This window comes from Amycolatopsis sp. NPDC098790, assembly GCF_044759945.1.
Taxonomy (GTDB): domain Bacteria; phylum Actinomycetota; class Actinomycetes; order Mycobacteriales; family Pseudonocardiaceae; genus Amycolatopsis.
Window position 1 is genome coordinate 214,298 of sequence record NZ_JBIWAI010000004.1, and the last position, 24,460, is coordinate 238,757.

The following is a 24,460-nucleotide window of genomic DNA, read 5'->3' on the forward strand; positions in this document are numbered from 1 at the left end:
TCTGCTTAAGCCGAGTTTCCTCCGCCGGTCCGGCTCGATCATGTCGAGCCGAGTAGTCGAACTCCCCTGCGCTCGCCGGTGCGCACCATCGCCATATCGGAACGGCCGGACTCTTGCGCACCGCCGGCCGAGGGCGCCTGGTTGGCATCCCGGCGCGACCGAAAGCAGCGCACTGCCCCAGCGGCCCGGCCGATCGCGGATGCGGCCGAGGCATTGACAGCCAGGTCGCCTTCGCCACGGGTCGGCGTCGCAGTAGTGCGGGGCCAACGGCAGAGCAAGGTCTTGAGCAAGCCAGGCCCTGAGCCGCCTCTTCGCCCCGCCCGACGCCGCTGAACACCGCGCCCGAAGCCGTGGCGACCGGAATCCTGAGCGGCTAACGACGTGGTCGGCCGCCACGGCTCTGGCGACCTCGATCGGTTCCGGCCCGGCGCCACACGGACTAATCGCTGCCGGTCACCGCGGCGGCCGGGAACACGTAGTGGACGTCGGAACCCCGGTCGAACAAGCGCCACTGCTCGATCGGGCCGCCGGAAGCCGGGAAGACCTCGATCAGTACGGAACCCGTCAGCTCCAGCGTCAGCGTGCCCGCCCGGCCCAACGTCGCCGCTTCGACTACGTACTCGACCGACTGGAAACGCTCGCTCACCTGGCGCGCCCTTTTGTCGAACATCGTCTTGTTCTTGCGGTAGGCCTCGTCCGGGTCGGTGTCGGACGTTGCGGGGTAGGCCATGTCCACCGTGCCGAACCAGGTCGACTCGCCTCGGGTCACCCGGAACGGGCATTGTGCGTGCAGCCAGGTTTCGACCTCGCCGCGGGCGAAGCCGACTTCGGCGATGTTCACCGTCCTGCCGAAGCCGATCACCCTGGCCGACACCAGTTCGGCCAGGGCGGCCTTCAGCTCATCGACCGTCGACAGCGGACTCATCCTCCACAGAACAGGTGCAGGCCTTCACGCAGGATTCCATTGTAGTCGAGCCCACGGTGGCTGATCGCGTCGTGCCAGGTCCGCCGGTCCGCTTCCGTGAGCCGCTTGCCGAGCTGGGACGCACGCCGCTGGATCTCCCGCCAAGCGCTGTCGGCTTGTTCCTGCTGGACGTCCCGGCTCTTCGACGTGTGCCAGCCGTCGTCATCGTCTTCACCGTCGCCCGGATCCCACTCCATGTCCTCGAAGCGGCCGAGGCCGCCGGCCATCGCCGCCGTCATGCCACCGGCGGCCGCGCCCGCCGCGCCGATCACCGCGACGGCGCCGGCGTCGATCGCGATCGCGCCGCCGACCCCGACGGCGATCGCGCCGCACGGTTCGAGGACGGCACAAGCACCGATGGCCAGTGCGGCGCCCGCGACCATCAGGCCGGCGGTGAACGAACTCCAGAAACTGCGGCCGGTCGGATCGGTGTAGTTCAGCGGGTTGCCGCCGGTGTAGGCGTAGGGCGTGCGGGTCTGGTCGACGAGGGGGTCGACGGTCAGGAACTGTGCCGTCCCGGGGTCGTAGTACCGGGCGCGGAGGTAGACCAGCCCGGACTCCGGATCGGTGTACTGCCCCGTGTACTGCAACGGTGTCCGCGCAGTGCCCGCGGCGGTCACCCGGCCGTACGGGGTGTAGGTGTAGCTGCCGGCGACCGCTCCGGAGTTGTTCAGCAGCGCGACGGTCGAACCCACCTGGTCGTGCACGTACCAGAACGAGCCTCCCGCGCCGACCTGTTCGACGGGGGTCCCGCCCGGGCCGTACAGGTAGCTGTTCGTCCCGTCGTTCAACAGGTTCGGCGTCGCTTCGGCGTCCCAGACGAACCCGGTGGTGACGCCGGCGACCGTCTTCGAGACGCGCAGGTCGTCGCCGTCGTAGGTGTAGGTCGCCTGAGCCGGCCCGGCAAGGCTCGTCAACCGGCCGACCTGGTCGTAGCCGTAGGACGCGGAGCCCGCCGTCTTCCGCTCGCCGAGGTTGTCGAAGGTGTACCCGGTGGCGCCCGCAGGAACCGTTGCACAGCTGGGAGTTCCCACCGTGCCGCTCGGCAACGACCAGCACAGCTGGCCGGCCGGATCGAACGCCTGGGTGGCGGTGCCGACGGTGACCGGGTTGTTCGCCGCGTCGTTCGCGTAGGTGGTGGCGCCGTCCGAACCGAGCTGTTCGCGGACGGAATAGCCGAAGTTCTGGGACGTCGAACCCACCGTCCGGGCCGACAGCTGGCCCATCGGGTCACGGCCGAACGTCATCGACACCGCGGTGGCGGTCCCGGCCGCGGCCGTCGTACCGGTCAGCGCAGCGGTGTCGTCGTAGCCGTTGGTGACCGTGATCCCGTCCGGGTAGGAGGTGGTCTTGACGGCGTTGTCGTTGTCGTAGCCGAACGTCGTCTTGTTCGCGTTCCAGTCGGTCACGGTCTTCAGCCGCTCGGCGTCGTCGAAGCCGCGCACGACGGGCGTGGCCTGGCCGGGGTAGGTGATCGAGGTCAGATTCCCGTTGTCGTCGTAGCCGTAGCCGACCACGGCGCCGGAACCCTGCTTCTGGGAGGTGATTTCGCCGAACGTGTTGTAGGTCCAGGTCGAGGTGCCGGTGCCGTCGGTCATCGACACCCGGTGGCCCGCGGGGTCGTACCCGTAGGTGACGCCCGGGGTCACTCCGTCCGAATAGGACACCGTCTTCGGCTGACCGGCCGCGTCGTAGCCGATGGTGACGATCCGGCCGGCCGGGTCGGTGGTGGACAGCGCCCGGCCGGCCGGATCCAGGTGCGAACCGGTCGTGCGGTTGTCAGCGTCGGTGCGCGAGTTCTTCCGTCCCTGGCCGTCGTAGCCGTACGTCGTCTTGGCGTTGAGGCCGTCGATGGTGTCGGCGACGGTTCCGTCCGGGTTGTGGTCGATGACCTGCGTGGTGTTGTCCGCCTGCGTCACCTTGCCCAACTGGCCGACCGGGTCGTAGGTCGACGTCGTGGTGTGGTGGTTGGCGTCGGTCACCGAGGTCTGGTTGCCGTCGGCGTCGAAGCCCGCGGACGTCTGGTGGCCGAGCGCGTCGGTGGTCAGGGTGACGTGGCCGTGCGCGTCGTGCCCGTAGCCTGTGCACCCCTTCGCGGGCGGGGTGCAGCCCGGGACGACGCCGGCCGCGACACCGTTTCCGTCCACAGTGGACGTGTGCAGGCCGGTCTGGGCGTCGTAGCCGAACCGGGTCTCGTCGCCGGCGCCGTCGGTCACCGAGACCTTGTTCCCGTAGCCGTCGTACGCGGTGGTGGTCGTCTTGCCGTTCGGATCGGTGGTGCGGCTCCGGTCGCCGGGGTGGGCGGCGTCGTCGTAGTAGTAGTTCGTGGTCCGGACCGGCGCCGGACCGAAGTTCCCGGTGGTCGATTCGACGACGTTGTTGGCGCGGGTGGTCGTCGTCGACGTCGGCACCCGCACCCCGGTGGCCCCGGCGGGGATGTGGCCGGCCTGGTCGAACTGGCTGACCGTCGCGACGCCGTCGGCGTCGATGGTCTCGACGAGGTTGCCCGCGTCGTCGTAGACGTAGTCCGTGGTGAACCCGAGGGCGTTCGACTCCGAGGTCTTGTTGCCGTGGTCGTCGTAGGTGAACGTCTGCAGGTTGCCTTCCGGATCGGTCAGGGTGCTCACCCCGAGGGTGACCGGGTCGTAGGTGTAGGAGGTCGTTCCCGCGTCGGACGTGCCGTAGCCCTTGGTCTCGGAAACCAGCAGGCCGTTCTGGTAGGTGTCCAGCTTCCGGTGCCCGGCCGGGTCGGTCACCAGGGTCTGCCCGGCCGCGAGGCCGCCGTCCGGGCCGTAGGTGAACGTCGTGGTGTGCCCGTTCGCGTCGGTCTGGGTGTGCACGCGTTCGGCGCTGTCGTAGACCATGGACGTCGCCGCGGACGCCGGCCCCGCGTAGTTCGCCGGCGAGCGCATCGACGTCATCAGGTGGTTGCCGTCGTAGGTGAACTTCGTGTGGTCGTCGTCTTTGAGGACCGGCGTACGCGTGGTTCCGATCCCGTAGACGTCCGTGAGGTTGTCGCCGGCGTCGTACCCGTAGGTCACCTGACGCCCGGCCGTGTCGGCGAGACCGGCGATGTGGTTGCCGTTCCAGGTGAGGGTGTACCTGCGGTTGCCGGGATCGGTGATGGTGGCGAGGTGGCCCGAGCCGTCGTAGGCCAGGCTCGTCTGGTACGGCGGCGAAGCCTCGCGCCCGGCCAGGTCGGTCTCCGCCGTCAAGTGTCCGCTCGGGACGTCGAAGGTGAAGATCTGGTTGCCGCGCCGGGTGTAGGTGTACGCGGAACCGGACTTCGCCAGTGTCGCGTCGAAACGGGGTGCCGAGGGCGTGTAGCTGCCACCGCTGTTGACGAACGTGACGGAGGACCCGTCTTCCTGTTTCACGGTGACGTTCCCGGTCGAGGAGTCGGTGACCGCGGTGATGTTGTAGGAGAAGGTCCAGCCCCAGCCGAAGGGACCGTCGGCCGAGAGCGCCTTGTTGGGGCCGTCGGGGTCGGCGATGCTCTCCGCGTACGTGCGGTTGAAGTTCAGCGCCATGCCGCGTCCGGGGGTGGCGAGGTCGGTGAAGCTGTCGCCGAAGTAGCCGGTCGAGGTGTCGACCGGGTCGCCCGCGGTGCGGCGGGCGCAGCCGCAGGCGATGTAGGCCGGATTGGAACCCTTGGGCGCGTCCTGGATCCCCGGCGGTCCCCCGATCGGCTGGCCCGGCGTCCCTCCCTGCGGAACGAACGCGACCGCGTCGAAGGCGACGTCGAAGTCGGAGTAGCCGAAGCCGCCCTGGTCCTGGGAACTGCCGTTGTTGTTCAGGGTGACGTTGCCGCCGTTTTCCATGGCGAACGTGCCAATGGTGACCCACTGCTCGGAGTTCCAAGCCTGGTTGACCCGGATCTTCCACGGCGAGACCCCGCCGCCCGGGTTGATGTTGTAGACGACGTTCGTCGCCTGCGCGCCGAGACCGGGCAGGTGCAGTTTCACCTTGTAGTACTGCAACGACGGCAGGTTCGGCGTCCAGACGCCGGTGTTGATCAGGGCCGGGTTCGAGCCGTCTTCGGTGTGGGTGAACAGGACCCGGCCGCCGAGCCCGGTGCCGAGCTGGTGGGTGTCGATCGCGCCGATCGGGTCGCCCGCGGAGTTCGTGCCGTAGGTGTAGGTGAACGTGCCGTTGCTCGACCAGTTCGCGCCGCCGCAGCCTTGCAGGTTCAAGCGGTTCGGTTCGTCGTCGACGATGATCGAGCCGCCCGGCACCTTCGAGGTGTCCTGGCTGCACGTCGGCGGGTTCTGCGTCGGGTTCGCCGGCTCACTCCCACCCGAGACCGCGTACGGGCTCGTCGCGCACGTCGTGGCGCAACTGGGGATCCACGTCACCGGGTTGTGCCACCAGCACTGGAAGTCGTCCAGCATGCAGTGGCTGGCGCCCGGGTTGGACGTGTTCGTGGCGTTCGGGTCGCACTGGTTGGCCGCGAGGGAACACATCGCCGTGTACGGCGCGGGCTGCACCCAGTGCTGCCCGCCGTTGTACGCCGGCTTCGCGTACGCCGGGCTGCCGTAACGGATCAGCGGGCTCGCGGTCCAGCCCAGCACGCGCTCCTGGTACGGCCAGCTCGCCGGGTGCGCCGCGTCGGCGTAGGTGTCCTGCAGGTAAGGGTCGCGGTTGGGCGGGTAGTCCAGGTTCGCCGGGTTGTTCGTCCACCCCAGACCCCAGGTGCCGTGCGGGCCGGTGCAGGACGGGCCGGGCGTGCAGCCGGTGGTGTTGCCGTTGGCCGCGTTCGGCTGGATGCCCGAGTTGTACGCCCAGGCCGCGAAGTACCAGTTCTCCAGGTAACGCGGGTCGGCGTTGTTCGCGGTGATGCCGGCGCTGTAGAGCTGGTTCCAGGTGGTCTCGAGGATCTGCAGGCCGGCGGCGATGTTCTCCTGGTAGTCGACCGCGACCTTCCACTGGCCGTGCTCGGAGAGCGAGTGGTCGCCGAGGTGCATGCCGTCGGTGACCTGGCTGATGCCGTACCCGCAGTCGGAAGCGGCGTAGTTGATGGACACGATGTCGCCGCCGGCGCCGTAGTAGCTGGCGATCAGCGGGTCGCCCGCGGTGCCGGCCGGGGCGTGCCAGGACGCCTGCGACCAGTTCGACTCCTGGGCCATGATGCCCTCGAAGATCGACCGCGGCACGGTGTTCGTGCCACCGGCCGGGTGCGACAGCGGGATCAGCGGGAAGTCGCTGTTCGGCGCGTACGCGACCAGGCCCATGTTCCCGAAGCCGGCCGGGCGCGTGTAGGCGCTGCCGGTCAGCAGGCCCTGCTCGGCCAGCTGCACCGCCCAGTTGACCTGCGCCGGGTTCGGCTGCATCACCTGCCGGTTGGCGTTCAACGGCGGCACCGCGCACTTGGGCGACTGCGCCTGGGCGGTGTTCGTCGTCTGCGCGGCCGCGTCCCCCTTGGGGCTCAACCGGTTCTGGTGCAGGACCTGGGCGGTCGTCGGCGCGGCGGAGTAGGTCGGCACGGCGGTGGTGACCTTGGCGGCACTGGGCGGGACCGCGGGGGCGAAGACCTTGCCCGTCTTCGTGGCCAGCACAGCGGGCGCGGACTTTTGCCCGTCGGCGTCCGGGCCGAGCAGGGCGTCACCATCCAGCGACGCGGTCGAAGCCCCGCGCGCGAGATTCGTGTCCGCGACGGCCGTGACGTTCGCTGCGGCCAGCACACTCGGGTTGGCCGGGGTGGCGCCGGAGAGGATGGCGTGCCCCGCGCGGCCCTGGGACAGCTGCACGCGGGTGAGGTCGCCGCTGCCGAGGGTCGTGACGACGCCGCCGTGCTCGTGGGCCGCGGTCGCGACCTTCGCGCCGGATGCGGTCTGCAGGAAGCTCACCCCGCCGTCGGCCGAGGGGCGGACGTCGTACACCGCCCCGGCGACGGACGCGAGCACCGCGGGATTCCCCATGGCGGGCACGGAAACCAGGCGGTTGCCCGCGGCACCGACGACGCCGGTCCGGGTGGGCACGGCCGAGGTGATCTGCCCCGGCGTGGTGATCGCACCGGTGATCTTCCCCGCGGAGAGATCGGCGGTCAGCAGCTTCGTCTTCTGGTCGGCCGCGACGGTGAACACGGCGTCGTCACCGGTACCGCAGCCGGGCGAGTAGTACTTCAGCCCGACGCCGCCGGCGAGCGCGTGCACCGCACCCGAGCCGAGGTCGACGGAGTAGGCAAACGCGCCGTGGTCGCGCGCCGCCTGCACGTTCACGGCCGACGCGGGCAGGATCGCGAGCGCGGCGAACCGGCCGTCCCCGGACAGGCACTGGTAGCCGGTCCAGGACGAGTCGTCGAAACCGGCCGGGTGGAGCAGCGCGATCTCGTGCCAGGCGAAACCGGAGCTCTCCCGGCCGACCTCGAGGTGGTAGCCCTGCGCGTCACCCCAGCCGTCGACGGCGACGTCCGCGGACTTCGCCGCGTCCGGGCCGAAGTCGGCGGCCTTCGCGGGGGCAGCGGGACCAGGCCTCGCGGCGGCCACCGGCATCGCCTGCACGGGGGAAACGACGCCGGCCGCCAAGGCGACCACGCTCAAGAGGAGAGTGAAGATTCGGGCAAATCCCACCGAAAACCGGATGACGGATCTTTTGCGCGCGCCGACGAACAAATCGGGCATAGCGAACCTTCCCCCAGGCAGCCTGCAAGAGGCTTTCAAGTCAGCTGCCCGGGAATCCGGAGCCGCAGACGAAACCTAACGCGCCTCACGACTGCGCCCATCAGCCGTTGGGGTGAAGTTTTCTCCACAGATTCAAAACCCGTGATTCGCGTACATTAATTAGCCTTTACCGTGACGAGTTCGCCCGTCACGTGGTGAACCGGGGCGGCGTGCGAACGTCGTGCGGCGGGCCCGCTTCAGCATGCGCCGCGCGAAGCGAGGGATTTCCCGGTCGTCGACCGGGTTCTCCACGAAGTCGTCCGTCTTCACGGTGCCGAGCCTACGCCCGGCCGCTCAGCTCCAGCCGGATCCGTTGTGGCGGCGACATTCCCGCGGTTCGACTTCGCGCGTCCGTCCTTTACCCACCGACGCCTGACAGGAGGCGGCCGCTTGCGATCAGGGAGCCCGCCTGCTTGAGCGGGCGGACTCGGACGCTCACCTCGTATCCTTCGATCTCCCTGATCTTCGCAATGCGCGTGGTCAAGTAGCGGTACAGCCCCTCGGAATCCCGGCAGATCACTACGGCCATCAGGTTGTCCGGTCCGCTCACCGCCAGCGTCACGGCGACTTCGTCGTGGCGCGCGAGTTCCTCCCCCACCTGCTCCAGGTTCCGCGGGGCGACGCGGATCCACACCGTTGCGTGGGACTGGTAACCCAGCCTCTCCGGCAGCAGGTCGACGTCGTAGTACAGGGTTCCGGACGACTCCAGGACCTCCAGGCGGCGCGCCACCCGGGTCTTGGTCCAGCCGGTTTCGCGGGCCAGCCGGGAGTGGGCGGCCCGGCCGTCCTGGGCCAGCATTGCCAGCAGCGGTGCATCCTCCGCCGCCGGCTCGACCGGGGGTCCGGCGACCGGGGGCAGCTCGTCGCGCAGTTCCCGCTCCTGTTCCGGGCTCAGGCGGCCTTCGTAGCCGGTCCAGTCCGACGTGCCGGGTGGCCCGAAGCGGTGCATCAGCAGATCTATGCGCACTCCGAGCACCGACACCGACTTCGGCAGCTGCTGCAGCAGGACGTCGTGGCCGGCGCCGGCCCGGAGCAGGCACATGACCTCCGCGCCGCCGGAGGTGATGTGGGCGAACGACACGTCGGGACGGCGGGCGAGCGCGTCCGCGACCGCGTCGACGCGGTCGGGGCGGCAGCGGATCCGGGCCACCCACTCGTCGTGCCGTCGCGACGCCGGCGCTATCCGCCCCAGCACCCGCAGGACGCCGTCGCGGCGCAGCGCCTGGTAGCGGCGGGCCACCGTCTGCTCGGACACCCCGATCAGCTGCGCGACCCGGCGGAACGTCACCCGCGGCGAGCACTGCAGCGCGTGGAGGATTTGCGTATCGACCAGGTCGAGCATGGAGGAATGTTTCCACATGTTCCGGCCAAGTGGGGATAAGGCGCGGTGTTGCGGTCGTCAATGGATGCGCGTCGGCGTGGGCGCGCATGCTGGCGACGTCACCTCGAACTGGGAGGAACCATCGTGACGACACTCGTGATCGGCGCCCGCGGGAGCGTCGGCCGCCACGTCCTGGACCAGCTGCTCAGCGCGGGCGAGCCGGTCCGCGCCTCGGTGCGCGACCCGGCCGCGGCGCGACTGCCGGACGGCGTTCCGGTCGTCGCCGCCGATCTCGGCGCGCCGGAGACGCTGCGGGCGGCTCTGGCCGGCGTGCGGCGGGTTTTCCTGTACGCCACCGCGGAAGGGACCGCCGCCTTCGCCGAAGCCGCGCGGGCGGCCGACGTCGAGCACGTGGTGCTGTTGTCCTCCGGCAGCGTGCTGCTGCCGTCCGCCCGCGGGAACGCCGTGACCGAGCACCACCGCGACGTCGAGCGGATCCTCGACGACTCCGGGCTGCGGTGGACGCCGATCCGGCCACTGGTGCTGGCCAACAACGCGCTCGGCTGGGCGCCTTCGGCCCGCGCGACCGGTGCGGTCCGGCTGCTGCACCCGGAAGCGGTCACCGCGCCCATCCACGAGCGGGACATCGCCGCGGTCGCCGTCGCGGCGGTGCTCGACCCCGGCGCCGAGGGCGTCAGCGACCTGCTGACCGGTGGCGAGCTGATTTCGCAACGGCGTCAGGTCGAACTCATCGCCGAGGCCGCCGGCCGGCCGATCCGGGTCGACGAGGTCACGCCTTCCCAGGCCCAGCAGCAGTTCGAACGCTTCCAGCCACCGGAGATCGCGACGGCGATCGTCGAGTTCGTCACCGCCGCGGCCCGCGGGGAGTCGCCGGCAACCACTGCCGTGCGACGGGTTCTGGGCCGCGAGCCGCTTTCGTTCGCGCAGTGGGCGGCCGAACACGCTGTCTCGTTCGCCTGATCTGGCGGGGGCCGCAGACGGCCGTGGCGGGTGTCGCCCTGGTGGTCAACGCGCTTTCCTACGTCCTCGAACGCCGTCGGCTCACCTCTTCTTGACGACCCCCGTCCTCCCTGGGAGTGACAGGACCAGGCACGACGCGACCGGGCGGCATACCGTCGAGCGGTGACCGACGACAAGCACCTCCTGGCCGACTTCCTGCGCGCCCGTCGTGGGCTGGTCACCCCCGAGCAGGTGGGGATCCCCGTCCTCGGCGTGCGGCGGGTGCCCGGCCTGCGCCGGGAGGAGGTCGCGATGCTCGCCGGGATCAGCGCCGACTACTACCTGCGCCTGGAGCAGGGCCGCGACCGCAGGCCGTCCGCCCAGATCCTCGAGTCGATCGCGCGGGCCCTGCAGCTGGACGAGGAGACGACCGCGTACCTGGTCAGCCTCGCCTCCGACCGGCCGAAGCGCCGGCGCCGGCCGCCCAGGGAAACCCTCCCGTCCGGCATCGCGAAGCTCGTCGAAACCCTGCCCGTGCCCGCCTTCGTCGAAGGGCGCTACCTCGACGTCCTCGCCGCCAACCCGCTCGCCACCACGATCTCACCGCGGCTCGTCGCCGGCGCCAACCGGCTGCGGGACGTCTTCCTCGATCCCACCGAGCAAGCGCTGTTCCCCGATTGGGAACTGGTGACCCGCGGGCTGATCGCCGGGTTCCGCCAGTCCGTCGGCACCGACATCGACGACCCGCGCTTCATCGAGCTCGTCGGGGAGCTTTCCCTGGCCAGTCCGCACTTCCGGCAACTCTGGGCGCGCCACGACGTTGCGCCGAGGCAAGCCGGGCTGATGCGGTTCGACCACCCGCAGGTGGGTGAGCTGATCGTCAACCGCGAGAAGCTCCTCGTCACCGGCACCGAGGGCATCATGCTCGTGGTCTACCACGCGGACACCGGCAGCGAAGCCGCCGGGAAGCTCGCCCTGCTGGCGTCCGCCGCGCTTCCGCCGGTCGGATCCCCCACTCGGACCGCCTAGGCATCGGCATCGGGTTCGAGCCGTGGCGGCTGCTCTACGGCGCCAAACGACTCCCCGGAGGCTCGGGCGACGGCCCGCTGATGATGCGCCGCATGCTGGACTTCAGCGCCGAGCACAGCATCACCGCGGTCAGCGTGGGAGTCCGGCGAAGAAACGCGCCATGGCGGGAGCCGTCGCGGTCGAGTCGTGGCCGGCTCCGGGCACCGTCGTGGTGGTGACCGCGAGGCCGTGGTCGCGCAGGTTGCCGGCCAGCGCGGCCAGCCGCTCGAGGCGGGTCCGGCCCGGCTGGTCCTGGCCCGCCGTCTCCGTGGCGGCCAGGTCGGCGAGCCCGTCGTCCTCCTCGCCGATCACCAGGTGCACCGGGATGCGGCGCAGCGCCGCCGGGGCGACGCGGATGCCGAAGCGGGCTTCGGTGTCGCGGGTGCCGGACCACCAGTCCGCCGTGTCGTCGAGGAGGGTGACCCGGCCGGGTGCGCTCAGGGCCAGCGCGGCGACGCGGTCGGGGTGCAGGTAGCAGAATCGGTGGGCGAACTGGGCGCCGCCGGAGTGCCCGCAGAGCAGGACCCGGTCCGTGCGGGCGTTCCAGCGTTGCTCCACCTGCTCGAGGATCTGCAGCAGCACCAGGTCGAAGCGGATCGAGTCCGACTCGACGAACTTGTAGTTGTGCAAGTCGTCGGGGTCGCCGAGACCGGCGGGGAAGAGCGGGGCGACGACGATCAGCCGCTGCTCCTCCGCCAGTTCGATGTAGCGGTCGCGGGTGTACTCGGCGTCGCGCCGCGTGCCGTGCACGGCGACGAGCACCCCGGCGGGTTCGGTCCCGTCGTAGCCGGTCGGCACGTACGTCGTGTAGCTGCACCGCGGCTCGGACGGCGCGGCGAAGAACGGCGTCCGGCCGGTGAGGATCCGCCGGCCCGGGTGTCCCTCCGGGAGGTCGGCGAGCCGGGTCAGCTGCGGGTCGGCGACCTCGACGAGATCCAAGGTGTCCAGGACGGCCGCGTACTGCTGGCCGCCGTAGCCGTCCATATCGGACAGCTCGCCCTGAACCACGGGACGGGGCAACGAAACCTTGATGGCCATCGCGGCGTCGTGGTGGAAGAAGCGCACCTGCTCCTCGGGGGTGGCGAACAGCCGGGCGAACAACGCGGGCGTGAGCAGCTCGTGGCGCCGCAGCTGCTCGTAGGACTCCCGGTCGTGGGCCATGAAGTCGAAGGTCAGGTCGAACGGCCCGGCGTTCTTCGAGCGGATGAGCGAGCACCAGCGCAGGAGCAGGTCCCGGTGGGTCACGGTCGGCATCAGAGGTTCTCCAAGGTCGTGCGGAACGGCGCGAGGGGGTCGGCCGGCGTCATGGTGTGCTTCAGGGTGAAGCGGTAGGTCGCGCCGCGGTTGATCTCCGGCGGCGAGAAGGGGTACGCGATCGTGCTCACCAGGCCGCCGTACTGCGGGATCGGCAGGTGCGCCGAAGCGTGCGAGACGAACGCGGCGACGTCGTGGGCGAGCTCCTGGCTCGGCGCGGTGACGGTGATCAGGACGCCGACCTCGTGCGGCCGGGGCAGGCTCGGCAGTTCGTGGTCGCCGAGCACGCCACCCGTGCCGTAGAGGGTGAACGCGATGTCCACAGTGGCCGGATCGACGCCGGGGAACAGGTCCGCGATCCGCTCGGCGAAGTACTTGCCCGCCAACGGGATCAGCTCGGGCATCTGGTCGATGACCACCCGGTCCCGGATGCCGCCGACGATGATCGTCTGGTAACCGGCGAGAACAGCGCCTTCGAGCTTGACGGTGTAATCGGCGGCGGGCTCGAACTTCGCTCCGCTCACGCGCACGCAGTGGTCCGACACGGCTTCGTAGACGGCGTCGCGGGTGTCGAGCACGCCGTTCGGCTCGGTCACCAGGTACGGGTCGGCGTTCTCGTAGAGCGAGTGCGCGGCGACCGACCGAGGTGTGAGCCGGCGCTCCGGCACCAGCGTCTCCACGGTGAAGTGGTCGTCGTGCAGGGTCACGAAGAGGCTGTCCGCGCCGGGCGGGAGCGCGCACGCCGCCCCGCATTCGATGGTTTTCGCGGCGTGCCAGGTGAGCCCGGGATCGGCGCCCCGGGACTGCGGGAGCGCCGCGTACAGGGCGGTGTCGCTGGCCCGGCCGGCGAGGACGACGTCGGCGCCGTCGTCGAGGGCGCCGACGATCGGTTCGATGCCCATCATGGCCACGACGTGCCCGTCGAGGATGTCCTGCTCGCGAACGTCGGGAGCGTTCGGCAGGGGTCGCAACCCGCCCTGGCGCAGGAGATCCGCGATTTCCCGCGAATCCTGCTCGGCGTAGATGCGGGCCAGCCGCAGCCGGAGTCCGTGCTGCTCGGCGATTTCCCGGACGATCCCGGCCACCCGGTCCACTCCGGCGTCCCGCCCGGAGGTGCCGCAGGAGCCGATGATCAACGGCACGCCCAGCTCGTCGCGCGCGAGCAGCAGCGATTCCAGGTCACGCCGCAACGCCGCGTGTGACGCCTTTTGCCGCCCCGAACCGAGGGCGGCGGGCCCGCTGTCGGTCGACCCGGCGTCGCAGGCGATGAAGTCCGGTTTCCGCCGGACCGCGGCCGCGAGTCCCTCGCGGGAGAACCCCGCGCCGAGCATCCCGGTCGCGGCGAGCATGCGGATTTCCATCTGCTGTTCCTTTCTCGGACGTCAGGAGCGCCGGCGGGCGATCCGGGCGAAGACGGCCAGCGATACGGCGGCGAGGACAGCGGCGTTGAGGTAGAACGCGTGCCAGCCCGTGAGGTCGACCGACCAGCCGAGCACCGCCGGCCCGAGCGCGCCCCCGGTGGACGCGGCGACGGTGTACAGCCCGGTGTAGACGCCGAGCTGGTGCCCGCTGGGCGCGCTGTTCCACATGGCCACGACGGCATTGACGCTGAAGGTCGCGTAGCCGACGGTGGCCACGGCGATGAACACCATCGAAGCGACCGGCGTCTGCCACGCGAAGGCGCCGAGCGTGCCCACGATGAACACGCCGATGCCGTAGGCGATCATCCGGGCCTGGCCGACCCGGTCCGACAGGTAGGCGATCGGGGCGGCCGCGATCAGGAACGCGATGGACCCGGGCAGGGCCAGGCCGCCCGCGACGCCGCGCGACAAGCCCAGGACTTCGGTGCCGTACGGCGTGAGCAGCGCGCGGGTGCCGGCCCACGTCCCGGCGAAGCACAGGATGCCGAGCATCAGCGCGAGCCGCCGCCGGTCGCGGAAGGCGCCGGTGAACACGCGCCAGAAGGACGGGTGGTCGAGGTGCTCCGGCTCGACCGGGGCCGGGGCCGGGATCCGGCGCAGCGCGATGCCGACGACGGCGAAGCACACCAGCATGAACAGGGCGGGGATCGCGAACGCCAGCCGCAGGCTCCGGTCCACCACGAACAGGCTCACCAGCGACGAGGAAACGATCGTGAGGCTCGTGGCGATCTTGAGAAAACCGTTGGCTCGGCTGCGCTTTCCTGCTGAGACGTAGTCGGGCAGCAACGCCTCGGTGACGCCTTTGAAGCAGTTCGACACGAAGGCGAACGAGATGATGAACACCAGCAGCACCGGCAGCGAGTGCGCCCACGGGATGAGGACGAAGAACACTGCCGCGACGGGCGCCCCGACGAGGATGATCGGCACCCGGCTGCCCTTGCGGCGCCTCAGCCGGTCCGAGAAGTGCCCCATGAGGGGCTGGAGGACGACGCCGAACACGTTGTCGACGCCCATCAGCAGGCCGATGACGCCGGCGGAGGCGATGTAGACGCGCAGCGACGCGGGAACCTGCGCGTCGTAGAAGTTCCACACCGATTCCTGGGCGAACACGGCGATCGAGAGCAGCAGCACCACGCGGCGGCCGGCTTTCGGGCGCACGGTGGCAGTGGGAGGCGAAGCGGTGCCGGACGTGCCGGTCGGCTGGGTCGGAGATGCCACACCTTGCTCCTTTGCAATGTGCTATAGCAATAACGTCCTGCAGGAATCGGTCGTCGGGATGGGGACGGTCAGGTCGAGAGGTGGATGAGGGCGGCGAGGTGGTGCCGGATCACCAGCTGCTCCGCGGCGTCCTCGTCGCCCCGCCCGATGGCGTCGACGATCGGCCGGTGCTCGGCGTACCGGCGTTCGAACTCCTCGCGGCCGGCCTCGATGCGCTCGCTGGTCCGGAGGTGCCGCTCGCTGTCGGTGAAGACCTGCGACTGGTCCAGCAAGGCGTCCACGACGGGGTTGCCCGCGGCCTGCTCGATCCGGCGGTGGAACCGGTGCAGCACCGTGAGCAGGGCGACGAGGCCGTCCTCCTGCTCGGCAACGGGCGCGGACTCCAGCGCGGCCCGCAGGCGGTCGGCCTCGTCCAGGTCGCTCGTGAGTGCCGAGACCAGTTCGGGGGTGCGCTTGCGGGCGGCGAGCCGCGCCGCCATCCCGTTCAGCCGGGCCTTCACCTCGGCGAGTTCGTGCAGGACCCCCGCGTCGAAGGCGGCCACCCGCAGCGACCGCGAGCCGGTGCGCTCGACGATCCGGTCGCGCAGCAGCTGCCGCAGGGCCTCGCGGACGGGGGTGGGACTGACGTTGAGCCGGCTCGCCAGGTCCCGCTCGGTGATCTTCTGCCCGGGCCGCAGCGAACCGTCGCCCACGGCCTGCCGGATCCGGACGTAGACCTGATCGGCGAGGCTCTGGGCGTGCAGGGGTTCGAGCGAGGTGGAAGCCACGACCCGACCTTACGCTATAGCAAATGGCAACGGCAAGGATCAGACAGCTTCAGGACAGCGGAAGCCCCTCCCCGGTGAACGGGACTACGCTGGGAATCCACCGGACTCGAAGGAGCTGCCGACGTGGTGGAGACGCACGACATCGTTCGCCCGCCCGCCGAGCTCAGTGCGGCTCTTGCGGCCATCGGCAGTGCCACCGCTGCTGGTGAGCTCAGTCGGATGGGGATTCGCAGCGCCTTCATCCAAGGGCCCGTCTCCGTCACGCCCGGGTTGCGCGTGGCCGGTCCGGCGCTGACTCTTCAGTTCCTGCCCAAACGGGAAGACCTCTACCCCGTCGACGAATACGAGGAACCGGAAAAGCAACTGCACCGGCACGTCATGTACCACGCCCGCCCGGGGGACATGATCGTCGTCGATGCGCGCGGGGACATGAGCAGTGGGGTCTTCGGCGAGATGATGCTGACCTACTTCAAGGGCCGCGGTGGCGTTGGTGTCGTCGTCGACGGGTGTCTGCGGGACACCGGTGAGGCCAAGCAGCTCGGGCTCGGGCTGTGGATCCGGGGTGCCACCCCGAATTTCCACGCCCAGACCGGCATCGTGCCGGCCGCCGTCAACGTTCCGGTTGCCTGTGGTGGCACCGTTGTCGAGCCCGGTGACATCGTCGTTGCCGATGACGATGGGGCCGTTGTCGTTCCGGTCAAGCTCGCGCCCGCCGTGGTGGCTGCCGCTCAGGAACACGCCGAGTGGGAAGAGTTCTCGCGGATCCGGCTGTCCGAAGGCGGCGATCTGCGGCGGTACTACCCGCTGTCGGACGAGGCCCGGCCCGAGTACGAACAGTGGCGCGCCGAGCAGGGTCGCTAGCTCCACAGGCGGTCGTGGCTCGACTCCGCGTCCCAGTGCGTCGTTTCGGCGAAGAACACCGGGTCGCGCGGGTCGAGGTGGCGGCGCAGCAGCTCCTCGTTGAGGTCGCCGAACCCCAGGCCCGGTGTGTCCGGGACCGTGATGTGACCGTTTTCGACGAGCGGGCCGGTGACCAGGTCGCTCCAGAACTCCACGTCGGCCGCGTGGTGTTCGAGGGCCAGGAAGTTCTCCGTGGCCGCGGCCAGGTGGACGCACGCCATCGTCGCGATCGGGGACGCCGCCAGGTGCAGTGCCATCGGGATCCCGCGCTCCTGTGCGTAATCCCCGAGCCGCTTGGTCTCCGCTATCCCGCCCGCCGTCGCCGGGTCGGGGTGCACGACGCGGATGGCGCCCGCGTCCAGCAGCGGCCGGAAGCCCTCCACCAGGTAGATGTCCTCGCCCGTGCACGTCGGGACGGCGACGGCCGCGGTGAGCTGGCGCCACTGGTCGGTCAGCTGCCACGGGATCAGGTCCTCGATCCACGCCAGCGTGAACGGTTCCAGCGCGCGGCCGATCCGGATGCACGAGTCGAGGGCGATGTGGCCGAAGTGGTCGGCGGCGAGCGCGACGTCGTAGCCGACGACCGACCGGACGATGTCCACATAGGACACCAGGTGCTCGACACCTCGGGCGGTGACCTGGATCCCCGTGAACGGGTGCATCGTCGTGACGTCCGAGCGGGCGCCCGGCGGCGCGATCAGCGCCCCCGGCACGTCCCACAGCAGGTCGATGCCCACGTCCATCTTCAGCATCGTGAACCCGCGCTGCTTGCGCTCCAGCAGCCGGGCGCCCATCGCGTGCGGGTCCGGCAGTGACGGCGTGTCCGCGTAGCAGCGGATCTCGTCGCGGAACCGGCCGCCCATCAACGCGTACGCCGGCACACCGTACGCCTTGCCCGCCAGATCCATCAGCGCCATCTCGACGCCGGAGACCCCGCCGCCTTGCCGTCCGTGGTGCCCGAACTGCTTGATCTTGCGGAAGATCTTGTCGACGTTGCAGGGGTTTTCGCCGACGAGCCTGCTCTTGAGCACGAGCGCGTAGGTGGCGCTGGCCTGGTCGCGCACCTCGCCGTAGCCGGACAGCCCCTGGTTGGTGTCGATCCGGACGAGCGACGAGCGGAACGGGACACCGTCCACAGTGGCCACTCGAAGGTCGGTGATGCGCAGGTCGCTCGGCCGGGACGCGGTCGCGACGTGCTCCTCGGTGATCATCCCTTCACCGCCCCGGCGGTGAGGCCCTCGGTCAGGAACCGCTGCCCGAACCCGTACATGAGCACGACCGGGATGCTGACCAGCAGCGAGGCCGCGGCCAGCTGGCCCTGCGGCACGACGTCGCCGAAGATCATCGACTGCATGCCGACCGGCAGCGTCTTGTAGTCGTCCTTGGTGATGAACACGAAGGCGAACAGGAACTCGTTCCACGCGTTGGTGAGCGTGAACAGCGCGACCGCCAGCAGGCCCGGTTTGGCCAGCGGCAGCACGATCCGCAGGAACGCCCCGAACCGCGTGCAGCCGTCGACCAGCGCGGCCTCCTCGAGGTCGGCCGGGATCGACTTGAAGTAGCCGACGAGCAGCCACGTCGCGAACGGCAGCGTGAACGTCGGGTACGCGAGCACGAGCGACCACAGCGAGTCGTTGAGCCCGATCCAGCTCACCAGCTCGTACAGCGGGATGAACAGCAGCGCGCCCGGCATCACGTAGGTGAGCAGGATCGTCACCGTGAAGCTCTCCGAACCCCGGAACTTCAGCCGTGCCAACGCGTAGCCGGCCAGCGCCGCGCAGACCAGGGCGATCGCGGTGGACGCCACCGAAACCAGGATCGTGTTGACGTACCAGGTGCCGAACCGGCCGGTGAACAGATTGGTGAACTGCTCGGTGGTCCACGGTGTCGGCCAGAGGTCGTCGGTGCGCGCGACGATCTGGTCGTCGGACTTGAAGGCCGTGATCGTCATCCAGTAGAGCGGGGCGAGCACGAAGCCGAGCAGGCCCAAGAGCGCGATCCCGCTGCCGGTGCCCCCGACCAGGCGCGCGGCCAGGCGGTTGCCCCGGATGGCCAGCACGGAGACGATCCGGCCGACGACAGCCGCGAGCACCACGAACACGCCCAGCACGAGCGCGGCCTTCCAGACGATGTGCGGTGACGCCCACGCCAGCACGAGCACCGCGGCCAAAACCAGCACCCACGGGAGTGCCCGGCGCTGACCGGGTGTCAGTCGCCGACGTCCGAGATCCGCCGCACCCGGCCGGTCGTCGCGGCGCATCAGCCGCACGAGGATCACCACGAGGATCGCGATGATCGGCAGCATCACCAGCGTGACCGCGGCGCCCGCGCCCAGCTGCAGCTGCTGGATGGCCTTCGAATAAGCCACCATCACGTACGGCGCGGTCGCGTCGCCCGGCCCGCCCTGGGTCATCAGCCAGATCAGGTCGAAGTTGTTGAACGTCCAGATCGACGACAGCAGCACCGTCACGATCATGACGGGACGCAGGCCGGGCAGCGTGATGTGCACGAACCGCTGCCACGGCGAGGCGCCGTCGACCATCGCCGCCTCGTGCAGACCGCTGTCGATGGCCTTCAGACCGGCGAGGAACGTCACCGTGAAGAACGGGATGCCCTTCCAGACGTTGACCAGGATGACCGCCGGCATCGCGAGCGCGGGATCGGACAGCCACTCCGCGGGCCACTTGTCGACGAGCCCGAGCGCGGCGAGCGCGGGCCCGATCCCGGAGTCGGTGAGCAGGACGTTGACGCTGCCGAAGATCGGGTCGAACAACGACCGCCAGGTGAAGGCCGTGACGACGGTCGGGATCACCCACGGCAGCAGGATCACGCCGGCGACGAGCGCCTTGCCGCGGCGCATGTGGTGCAGCATCAGCGCCGCGATGAGACCGAAGGTCACCTTGAAGATCTCGGCGTACGCGGTGAAGACGAACGAGTTGAGCACGCCCTGGTGGAACAGGCCGTCGCCGATCAGTGCGGTGTAGTTGTCCAGCCCGACGAACACCGTCTCCGCGCCGTGGCGTTCGGTGGCGCTGGTGAAGACCGAGCTGACGATCGGGACCAGGATCAGGCCGGCGACCAGCACCAGCGTCGGCCCGACGAACACCGCCGCGAGGCGCCAGTCCCGCCCGAGCAGCCGCTGCGTTCGCGTGAGCGAGGAAGACGCGCCCGGCGCCGGGCGGGCCGGCGCCGGGCGCGAACGCAGGACGGTCATTGCCGGTAGCCCTGTTGCTCGAAGATCTGCACGATCCGGCCGTGCGTCGCGGCGACGGCGTCGGCGGGCTTGGTGCCCTGGATGACCGACTGCATCATGTCGGTCAGCAGGTACGCGGCGAGGGCGGCCTGCTCGCCGGGGCTCGGGGCCTGGGGGAACGCGTAGCCGGTCCGGGTCTTCACCGGGAGCTGCACGCGGGTCTGCTCCCGCAGGGCGGGGTAGGCCGGGTCACCGCTCGTGTAGTACGGGTCGGAGTCCCACACCTTCGTCCACGACGGGTTCACCAGGCACGGTGCTTCCTTCGCGACGCCGAGCAGCGCGCTCCCGCCGACCATGAACTTCGCCACCAGCTTGGCCAGGTCGGGGTTCTTGGCCCCCTTGAAGACGACGAACGAGTTGGACTCGCCGTACGCCAGCGGCAGGTCGATCGCCGGCCCGGTGGCGCCGTTGAACACGTGGGTGTTGGCGTAGACCGGGTTCTTCTTGGTCTTCGAGTCGGCGTAGACGCTGAACTGGTTGAGCGTGAGCCCCAGGATCTGCGCCAGCCAGTTCTCGTTGTTGCTCGAGTCGGTCCAGCTGCCGATCCCGGGTGGCAGCATCGGCTGGTACTTCGGGTTCGTGTAGATGTCGCCGATGAACGTGACGGCATCGACGGTCTCCGGCGAGTTGAACACGACCTTCGTGCCGGTGTTGTCCGCGATCGCTCCACCGTAGACGTTGACGACGTTCTGGATGAAACCGTTGGCGTCGCCGGAGCGGTTCACCGTGAGCCCCCAGCCGAAGCGCCGCTTACCCGGGTCGGAAACCGCCAATGCGTTGTCGCGCAGCTCTTCCCACGTGTAGTACGGCTTGAGCGGGAGCCCCTTCTCCTGGTACCAGTCCTTGCGCAGGTACATCCCGGACGCGATGAAGTGGTACGGGATCGCGAACCAGCGGCCGTCGAACACGCAGTAGTTGGCCGCCTCCGTCGCGGGCTCGCCGTAAAGCGCTTTCATTTCGGTCACCACGTCGGTGACGTCGGTGAGGGCGCCGAGGTTGTGGAGCTGGCCGACGAACCGCCGGTCGCTCATGAACGCCAGGTCGCGGTTGGTGCCCGCCTTCACCTCGGCGTCCATCTTCGCGACCATGTCGCCGGCGTCACCGGAGACCAGGTCGTTGCGGACCGTGGTGCCGGTGGCCTGTGCGAACACCTGCAGCGACTTGTCCAGCGCCTTGTTGGCGGCTTCCGAGTACAGCTTCTGCGAGAGCATCCCGACCGACCCGCCGCGCAGCCCGGCCGCCTGGTCGAGCAGCGGCTGGGGCACCTGGACGTCGACCTGCGGCGCGGGGGCGGGGCCGCTCCCGCACCCGGCGAGACCGAGCGCGCCCAGCGCGCTCACCCCCAGGAACGTACGCCTCGACAGGCCTGTTTTCTCTTCCATGACAACTCCTCGTACCGACGGGGCGACGTTGCGACCGGCGGGACAGCGAGGCGAGTGCCGCGCTGTGAGACCTCAAAGCTGGGTCTTTTCATGCGGCGAAGGACGCCGTACTCCTGATGCGTTGTCCTGGCAGCCCGTCGAAGAGCCCGGTCGAGCCACGGGGCCGCCACAGCGGTACCGGGCCCGCGCCGGGCACGGGGTCGAGCGCCAGTACCGCCGCCCGTTCCGCGGAGTCGAGCGCCCGCTGGACGACCATCGTGTTGGCCACGCTCTGGGCCACGCTGCCGACCGGCCGCGCGCCGAACTGCACGGCATCGGCGAAGTCGACGAGCTCCGCGCGGTAGCCGTTGTCGCTACCGCGGAAGACTGTCGTGTGGGTGGTGGCGTCGGGACTGCTGCGCGTCACGCGGCGCTCCGACTCGTCCCCGGCGAGCACGAGCACACCCTCGGTGCCGTACAGCCGCATCTCGTTGGGTTCGGGCGGCACCGGGATTTCGGGGAAGGACGCGGTGTAGTTGCCGATGGCGCCTCCGGTGAAGACGAGGGTGAGCGCGAGGTCCGACGGTGCGTCGATCGTGCTGTTGGCCGCCTGCACGGCACCGTGCAGGCGCGCGATGTCGCCGCAGAGCAGCCTGATCTGGGCGATGTGGTGCACGCCGAAGTCGAGGTGCACACCACCGCGGTACTGCGGCCGCTGTCGCCACGGCGTACTCGTGAAGCCGCCCGGCCGGGGCACCGACTGGCCGGCGTACCGCCACGCCATCAGGTGCGGGCGGCCGATCGCGCCGCTGTCGAGCAGGGCGCGGGCGTAGCGCAGGTCGTCACGGTAGAAGAAGTTCTCGCCCACGACGAAGGCGCGGTCCGGGTACCCGGCCGCCAGGTCGAGGAAGGCCGCGGCCTGCTCCGCGTCGACGCCGGCCGGCTTCTCGCAGAACACCTCCTTGCCCGCCGCGAGCGCGTCGCACGCCACCTCGTACAAGTGCGGGATCGGCACCGAGATCAGCACGGCGTCCACGTCGTCGCGGGCGAGCAACGCGGCCCGATCGGTGGTGGCCAGGGCCGGATCGGTTCCGCTGTAACCGGTGAACCGCTTGCGCTGTTCCGCGGAGGGGTCGGTGAACGCGGTGACGACGAACCGTTCGGCGAGCCCGCGCAACGCCGGCCAGTGCAGCTTCTCGACCGCGAGCCCGGTGCCGATCAGCCCCAGCCGGATCGGCCGGATCGCAGGTGCTGCCATGGCTCGTCCGTCCTCGTCATCGGTTCCGGATCGGTCGTGCAGTGTGCTAGCGACGTCTGCGTCGCTGCTCCTTCTCCGCGAGGAGCGTGGAATAGTTGTTGCTCAAGTGCTTCCGCATCGCCGCGCGGGCACCTTCCGGATCGCGCGCCACGAGCGCCTCGTAGATCTCCGTGTGCTGGGCGGTGGCGCGGCGCAGCCCGGCCGGTGCCAGGTTGGTGACGCGCCGGCTGGCCGTGCCGAGCCAGCGGACGGAGTACATGATCCGGTCGAGGATGCGGTTGTCGGCCGCCCGGCAGATCTCCATGTGGAATTCGTGGTCGACCTCGAGGTAGGCGTCGGGATCCGCCTCGAGCGCCGCCATCCGGTCGATCTCGGCCTTGAGCCTGCCGAGCGTCTCCCCCGTGGCGGCGGCCGCGGCCATCGCGGCCAGTTCGGGCTCGAGCAGCACCCGCGTCTGGTGCAGTTCCTGCAGCAGCTCGTCGACGATCTCGGTGGGCAGCCACTCGATCAGCAGCGGGCTCAGGTAGTCCCACTCCGCGCGGGGGCGCACGACGACGCGGCGGCCCTGCGCGACGTCGACGATGTCGAGCGAGGCGAGGATCTTCAGCGTCTCCCGCGCCACCACGCGGGACACCCCGAACTCCTGCGAGATGTCGAGTTCCGACGGCGCCCGGCCGTCCGCGATTTCGCCGCGGACGATCCGCCGGGTCAGGTGGGCCGCCACCTGCACCGGAAGGGTCCGGACCTTGACAGCGTCCGGAGACTCTTGTCTCCTTGGCATGTCATCAGCTTATCGGACAAGTTCGGCATCGCGACAGCCCTTCACACGCAATAATCGGCGGCGGGAGAGCAATGCGGATCGTGAACGTCACGACGGCGGTGGTCGCCTACCACGGCCAGGCGACGCTGGTGCGGATCGACACCGACGAGGGCATCAGCGGGTTCGGCGAGGCCAACCCCGACGCCGGCGCGGACGCCGTAGTCGGGATGATCCGGTCCCTGACGCCGCTGCTGATCGGCGAGGACCCGCGCAACGTCGAGCGGTGCTGGGAAAAGCTGCGTCGCAACAAGGTCTTCGCGGGCGCGCAGAGCGGGGTGTTCGTGATCGCCCTGTCCGGGATCGAACTCGCGCTGTGGGACCTCGCGGGCAAGGCCGCGGGCCAGCCGGTCCACCGGCTGCTCGGCGGGAAGTTCCGCGACCGGATCCGGCTCTACGCCGACTGCGGCGACGGCGACGACCCGGCGGGCTCGGTCGCCGGGTGCGTCGACCGGGCGCAGCGGATGGTCGCCGAAGGCTTCACCGCGCTCAAGTTCGACATCGACAACTTGCGCCACCCGGCCAAGTTCGACGATTTCAACCACACGGTCAACGCGGCCGAGCTGCGTTCGATGGTGGAGCGGGTGGCCGCCGTCCGGGACGCGATCGGGCCGGACGTCGACCTGGCCATCGACCTGCACGCCCGCTACGACGTGCCGAGTGCGTGCCGGATCTCGTGGGAGCTCGAGCCGTTCCGCCTGATGTGGCTGGAAGAACCGGTGCCGGCGGAGAACGTCGACGCGCTCGTGCGGGTGCGCGCGCAGACGCGCACGCCGATCTGCGCCGGGGAAAACCTTTACCTGCGCTGGGGTTTCCGCGAGCTGCTCGAACGCGGGGCCGTGGACGTCATCGAGCCGGACGTGCCGAAGTGCGGCGGCCTCGCCGAAGCCAAGAAGATCGCCAACCTCGCGGAGCTGCACTACATCCCGTTCGCCCCGCACCTGGTGTCGACGCCGCTGGGCACGATGGCCACGTCGCACCAGTGCGCGGCGATCCCGAACTTCTACGTCCAGGAATGGCACGCCCTCGAGGAACGCGCGGTGTGGGACAGCTACGTCCACGCCCCCGACGGGAGCGGCTCGATCGTCAAGGACGGCTACATCACGCTCCCCGACGCCCCCGGCATCGGCGTGGAACCCGACATGGACGGCGTCCGGGCCCACGCCGTCGCGGGCTTCGGGTTGTTCGAATAGCGGAGCCGCTGCGTCTCCGGCCACTCGTTCCTGCCCGATGGGGCAC

17 protein-coding genes are annotated in these 24,460 nt (G+C 70.0%); 4 read left to right on the forward strand and 13 right to left on the reverse strand.

The features are described from left to right. Nucleotides 1-439: 439 nt before the first annotated feature. From ACIQWX_RS30435 to ACIQWX_RS30450, 4 genes are all read right to left on the reverse strand, one after another. The gene (locus tag ACIQWX_RS30435; protein ID WP_400878177.1) at nt 440-925 is read right to left on the reverse strand and encodes a hypothetical protein; all 486 of its coding nucleotides are present in this window, start codon (nt 923-925) and stop codon (nt 440-442) included. Beyond that, a complete protein-coding gene (locus ACIQWX_RS30440; protein WP_400879754.1) occupies nt 922-7,497 on the reverse strand; it encodes an RHS repeat-associated core domain-containing protein in 6,576 nt (2,191 codons plus the stop codon). The genes ACIQWX_RS30435 and ACIQWX_RS30440 overlap by 4 nt, the downstream gene beginning before the upstream one ends. Before the next feature lie 246 nt (nt 7,498-7,743). Further along, nucleotides 7,744-7,893, reverse strand: a complete 150-nt coding sequence (locus tag ACIQWX_RS30445; RefSeq protein ID WP_400878180.1) for a hypothetical protein — start codon at nt 7,891-7,893, stop codon at nt 7,744-7,746. Between the two features lie 88 nt (nt 7,894-7,981). Next, nucleotides 7,982-8,965 (reverse strand): Lrp/AsnC family transcriptional regulator, encoded by a 984-nt coding sequence (locus tag ACIQWX_RS30450; RefSeq protein WP_400878183.1) that lies wholly within the window; start codon nt 8,963-8,965, stop codon nt 7,982-7,984. 123 nt (nt 8,966-9,088) lie between these two features. Between ACIQWX_RS30450 and ACIQWX_RS30455 the strand changes: the two genes are divergently transcribed. Beyond that, nucleotides 9,089-9,925 carry an NAD(P)H-binding protein gene (locus ACIQWX_RS30455; RefSeq protein WP_400878186.1) on the forward strand — a complete coding sequence of 279 codons (837 nt, stop codon included), beginning with the start codon at nt 9,089-9,091 and terminating at the stop codon, nt 9,923-9,925. Between the two features lie 162 nt (nt 9,926-10,087). Beyond that, nucleotides 10,088-10,933 (forward strand): helix-turn-helix transcriptional regulator, encoded by an 846-nt coding sequence (locus ACIQWX_RS30460; RefSeq protein ID WP_400878188.1) that lies wholly within the window; start codon nt 10,088-10,090, stop codon nt 10,931-10,933. A gap of 129 nt (nt 10,934-11,062) precedes the next feature. Here the strand turns inward: ACIQWX_RS30460 and ACIQWX_RS30465 are convergent, their stop codons facing one another. The 4 genes from ACIQWX_RS30465 to ACIQWX_RS30480 all read right to left on the reverse strand — a co-directional run bounded on the left by ACIQWX_RS30465 (nt 11,063) and on the right by ACIQWX_RS30480 (nt 15,632). Continuing rightward, complete coding sequence (locus tag ACIQWX_RS30465) at nt 11,063-12,226, reverse strand: DUF4387 family protein (RefSeq protein WP_400878190.1); 1,164 nt, start codon at nt 12,224-12,226, stop codon at nt 11,063-11,065. Then, the gene (locus ACIQWX_RS30470) at nt 12,226-13,587 is read right to left on the reverse strand and encodes an acyclic terpene utilization AtuA family protein (RefSeq protein WP_400878193.1); all 1,362 of its coding nucleotides are present in this window, start codon (nt 13,585-13,587) and stop codon (nt 12,226-12,228) included. The genes ACIQWX_RS30465 and ACIQWX_RS30470 overlap by 1 nt, the downstream gene beginning before the upstream one ends. Before the next feature lie 21 nt (nt 13,588-13,608). After that, nucleotides 13,609-14,865 carry an MFS transporter gene (locus tag ACIQWX_RS30475; RefSeq protein ID WP_400878196.1) on the reverse strand — a complete coding sequence of 419 codons (1,257 nt, stop codon included), beginning with the start codon at nt 14,863-14,865 and terminating at the stop codon, nt 13,609-13,611. A gap of 68 nt (nt 14,866-14,933) precedes the next feature. Next, entirely contained in the window at nt 14,934-15,632 is a 699-nt protein-coding gene (locus ACIQWX_RS30480) for a GntR family transcriptional regulator (protein WP_400878199.1), read from the reverse strand. 123 nt (nt 15,633-15,755) lie between these two features. Between ACIQWX_RS30480 and ACIQWX_RS30485 the strand changes: the two genes are divergently transcribed. Then, entirely contained in the window at nt 15,756-16,493 is a 738-nt protein-coding gene (locus ACIQWX_RS30485; protein WP_400878202.1) for a ribonuclease activity regulator RraA, read from the forward strand. On the opposite strand, the gene ACIQWX_RS30490 is transcribed toward ACIQWX_RS30485, so the two are convergent. From ACIQWX_RS30490 to ACIQWX_RS30510, 5 genes are all read right to left on the reverse strand, one after another. Continuing rightward, on the reverse strand, nt 16,490-17,743 hold the full coding sequence (locus tag ACIQWX_RS30490) for a mandelate racemase/muconate lactonizing enzyme family protein (protein WP_400878205.1): 1,254 nt from the start codon (nt 17,741-17,743) through the stop codon (nt 16,490-16,492). The genes ACIQWX_RS30485 and ACIQWX_RS30490 overlap by 4 nt on opposite strands. Continuing rightward, nucleotides 17,740-19,746, reverse strand: a complete 2,007-nt coding sequence (locus tag ACIQWX_RS30495) for an ABC transporter permease subunit (RefSeq protein ID WP_400878207.1) — start codon at nt 19,744-19,746, stop codon at nt 17,740-17,742. The genes ACIQWX_RS30490 and ACIQWX_RS30495 overlap by 4 nt, the downstream gene beginning before the upstream one ends. Beyond that, the gene (locus ACIQWX_RS30500) at nt 19,743-21,167 is read right to left on the reverse strand and encodes an ABC transporter substrate-binding protein (RefSeq protein ID WP_400878209.1); all 1,425 of its coding nucleotides are present in this window, start codon (nt 21,165-21,167) and stop codon (nt 19,743-19,745) included. The genes ACIQWX_RS30495 and ACIQWX_RS30500 overlap by 4 nt, the downstream gene beginning before the upstream one ends. Before the next feature lie 88 nt (nt 21,168-21,255). Next, on the reverse strand, nt 21,256-22,404 hold the full coding sequence (locus ACIQWX_RS30505; protein WP_400878211.1) for a Gfo/Idh/MocA family protein: 1,149 nt from the start codon (nt 22,402-22,404) through the stop codon (nt 21,256-21,258). A 46-nt stretch (nt 22,405-22,450) separates the two neighbouring features. Continuing rightward, the gene (locus tag ACIQWX_RS30510; RefSeq protein WP_400878213.1) at nt 22,451-23,185 is read right to left on the reverse strand and encodes a FadR/GntR family transcriptional regulator; all 735 of its coding nucleotides are present in this window, start codon (nt 23,183-23,185) and stop codon (nt 22,451-22,453) included. A gap of 71 nt (nt 23,186-23,256) precedes the next feature. Between ACIQWX_RS30510 and ACIQWX_RS30515 the strand changes: the two genes are divergently transcribed. Beyond that, nucleotides 23,257-24,414, forward strand: a complete 1,158-nt coding sequence (locus ACIQWX_RS30515; protein ID WP_400878215.1) for a mandelate racemase/muconate lactonizing enzyme family protein — start codon at nt 23,257-23,259, stop codon at nt 24,412-24,414. The last annotated feature ends 46 nt before the right edge of the window (nt 24,415-24,460 follow it).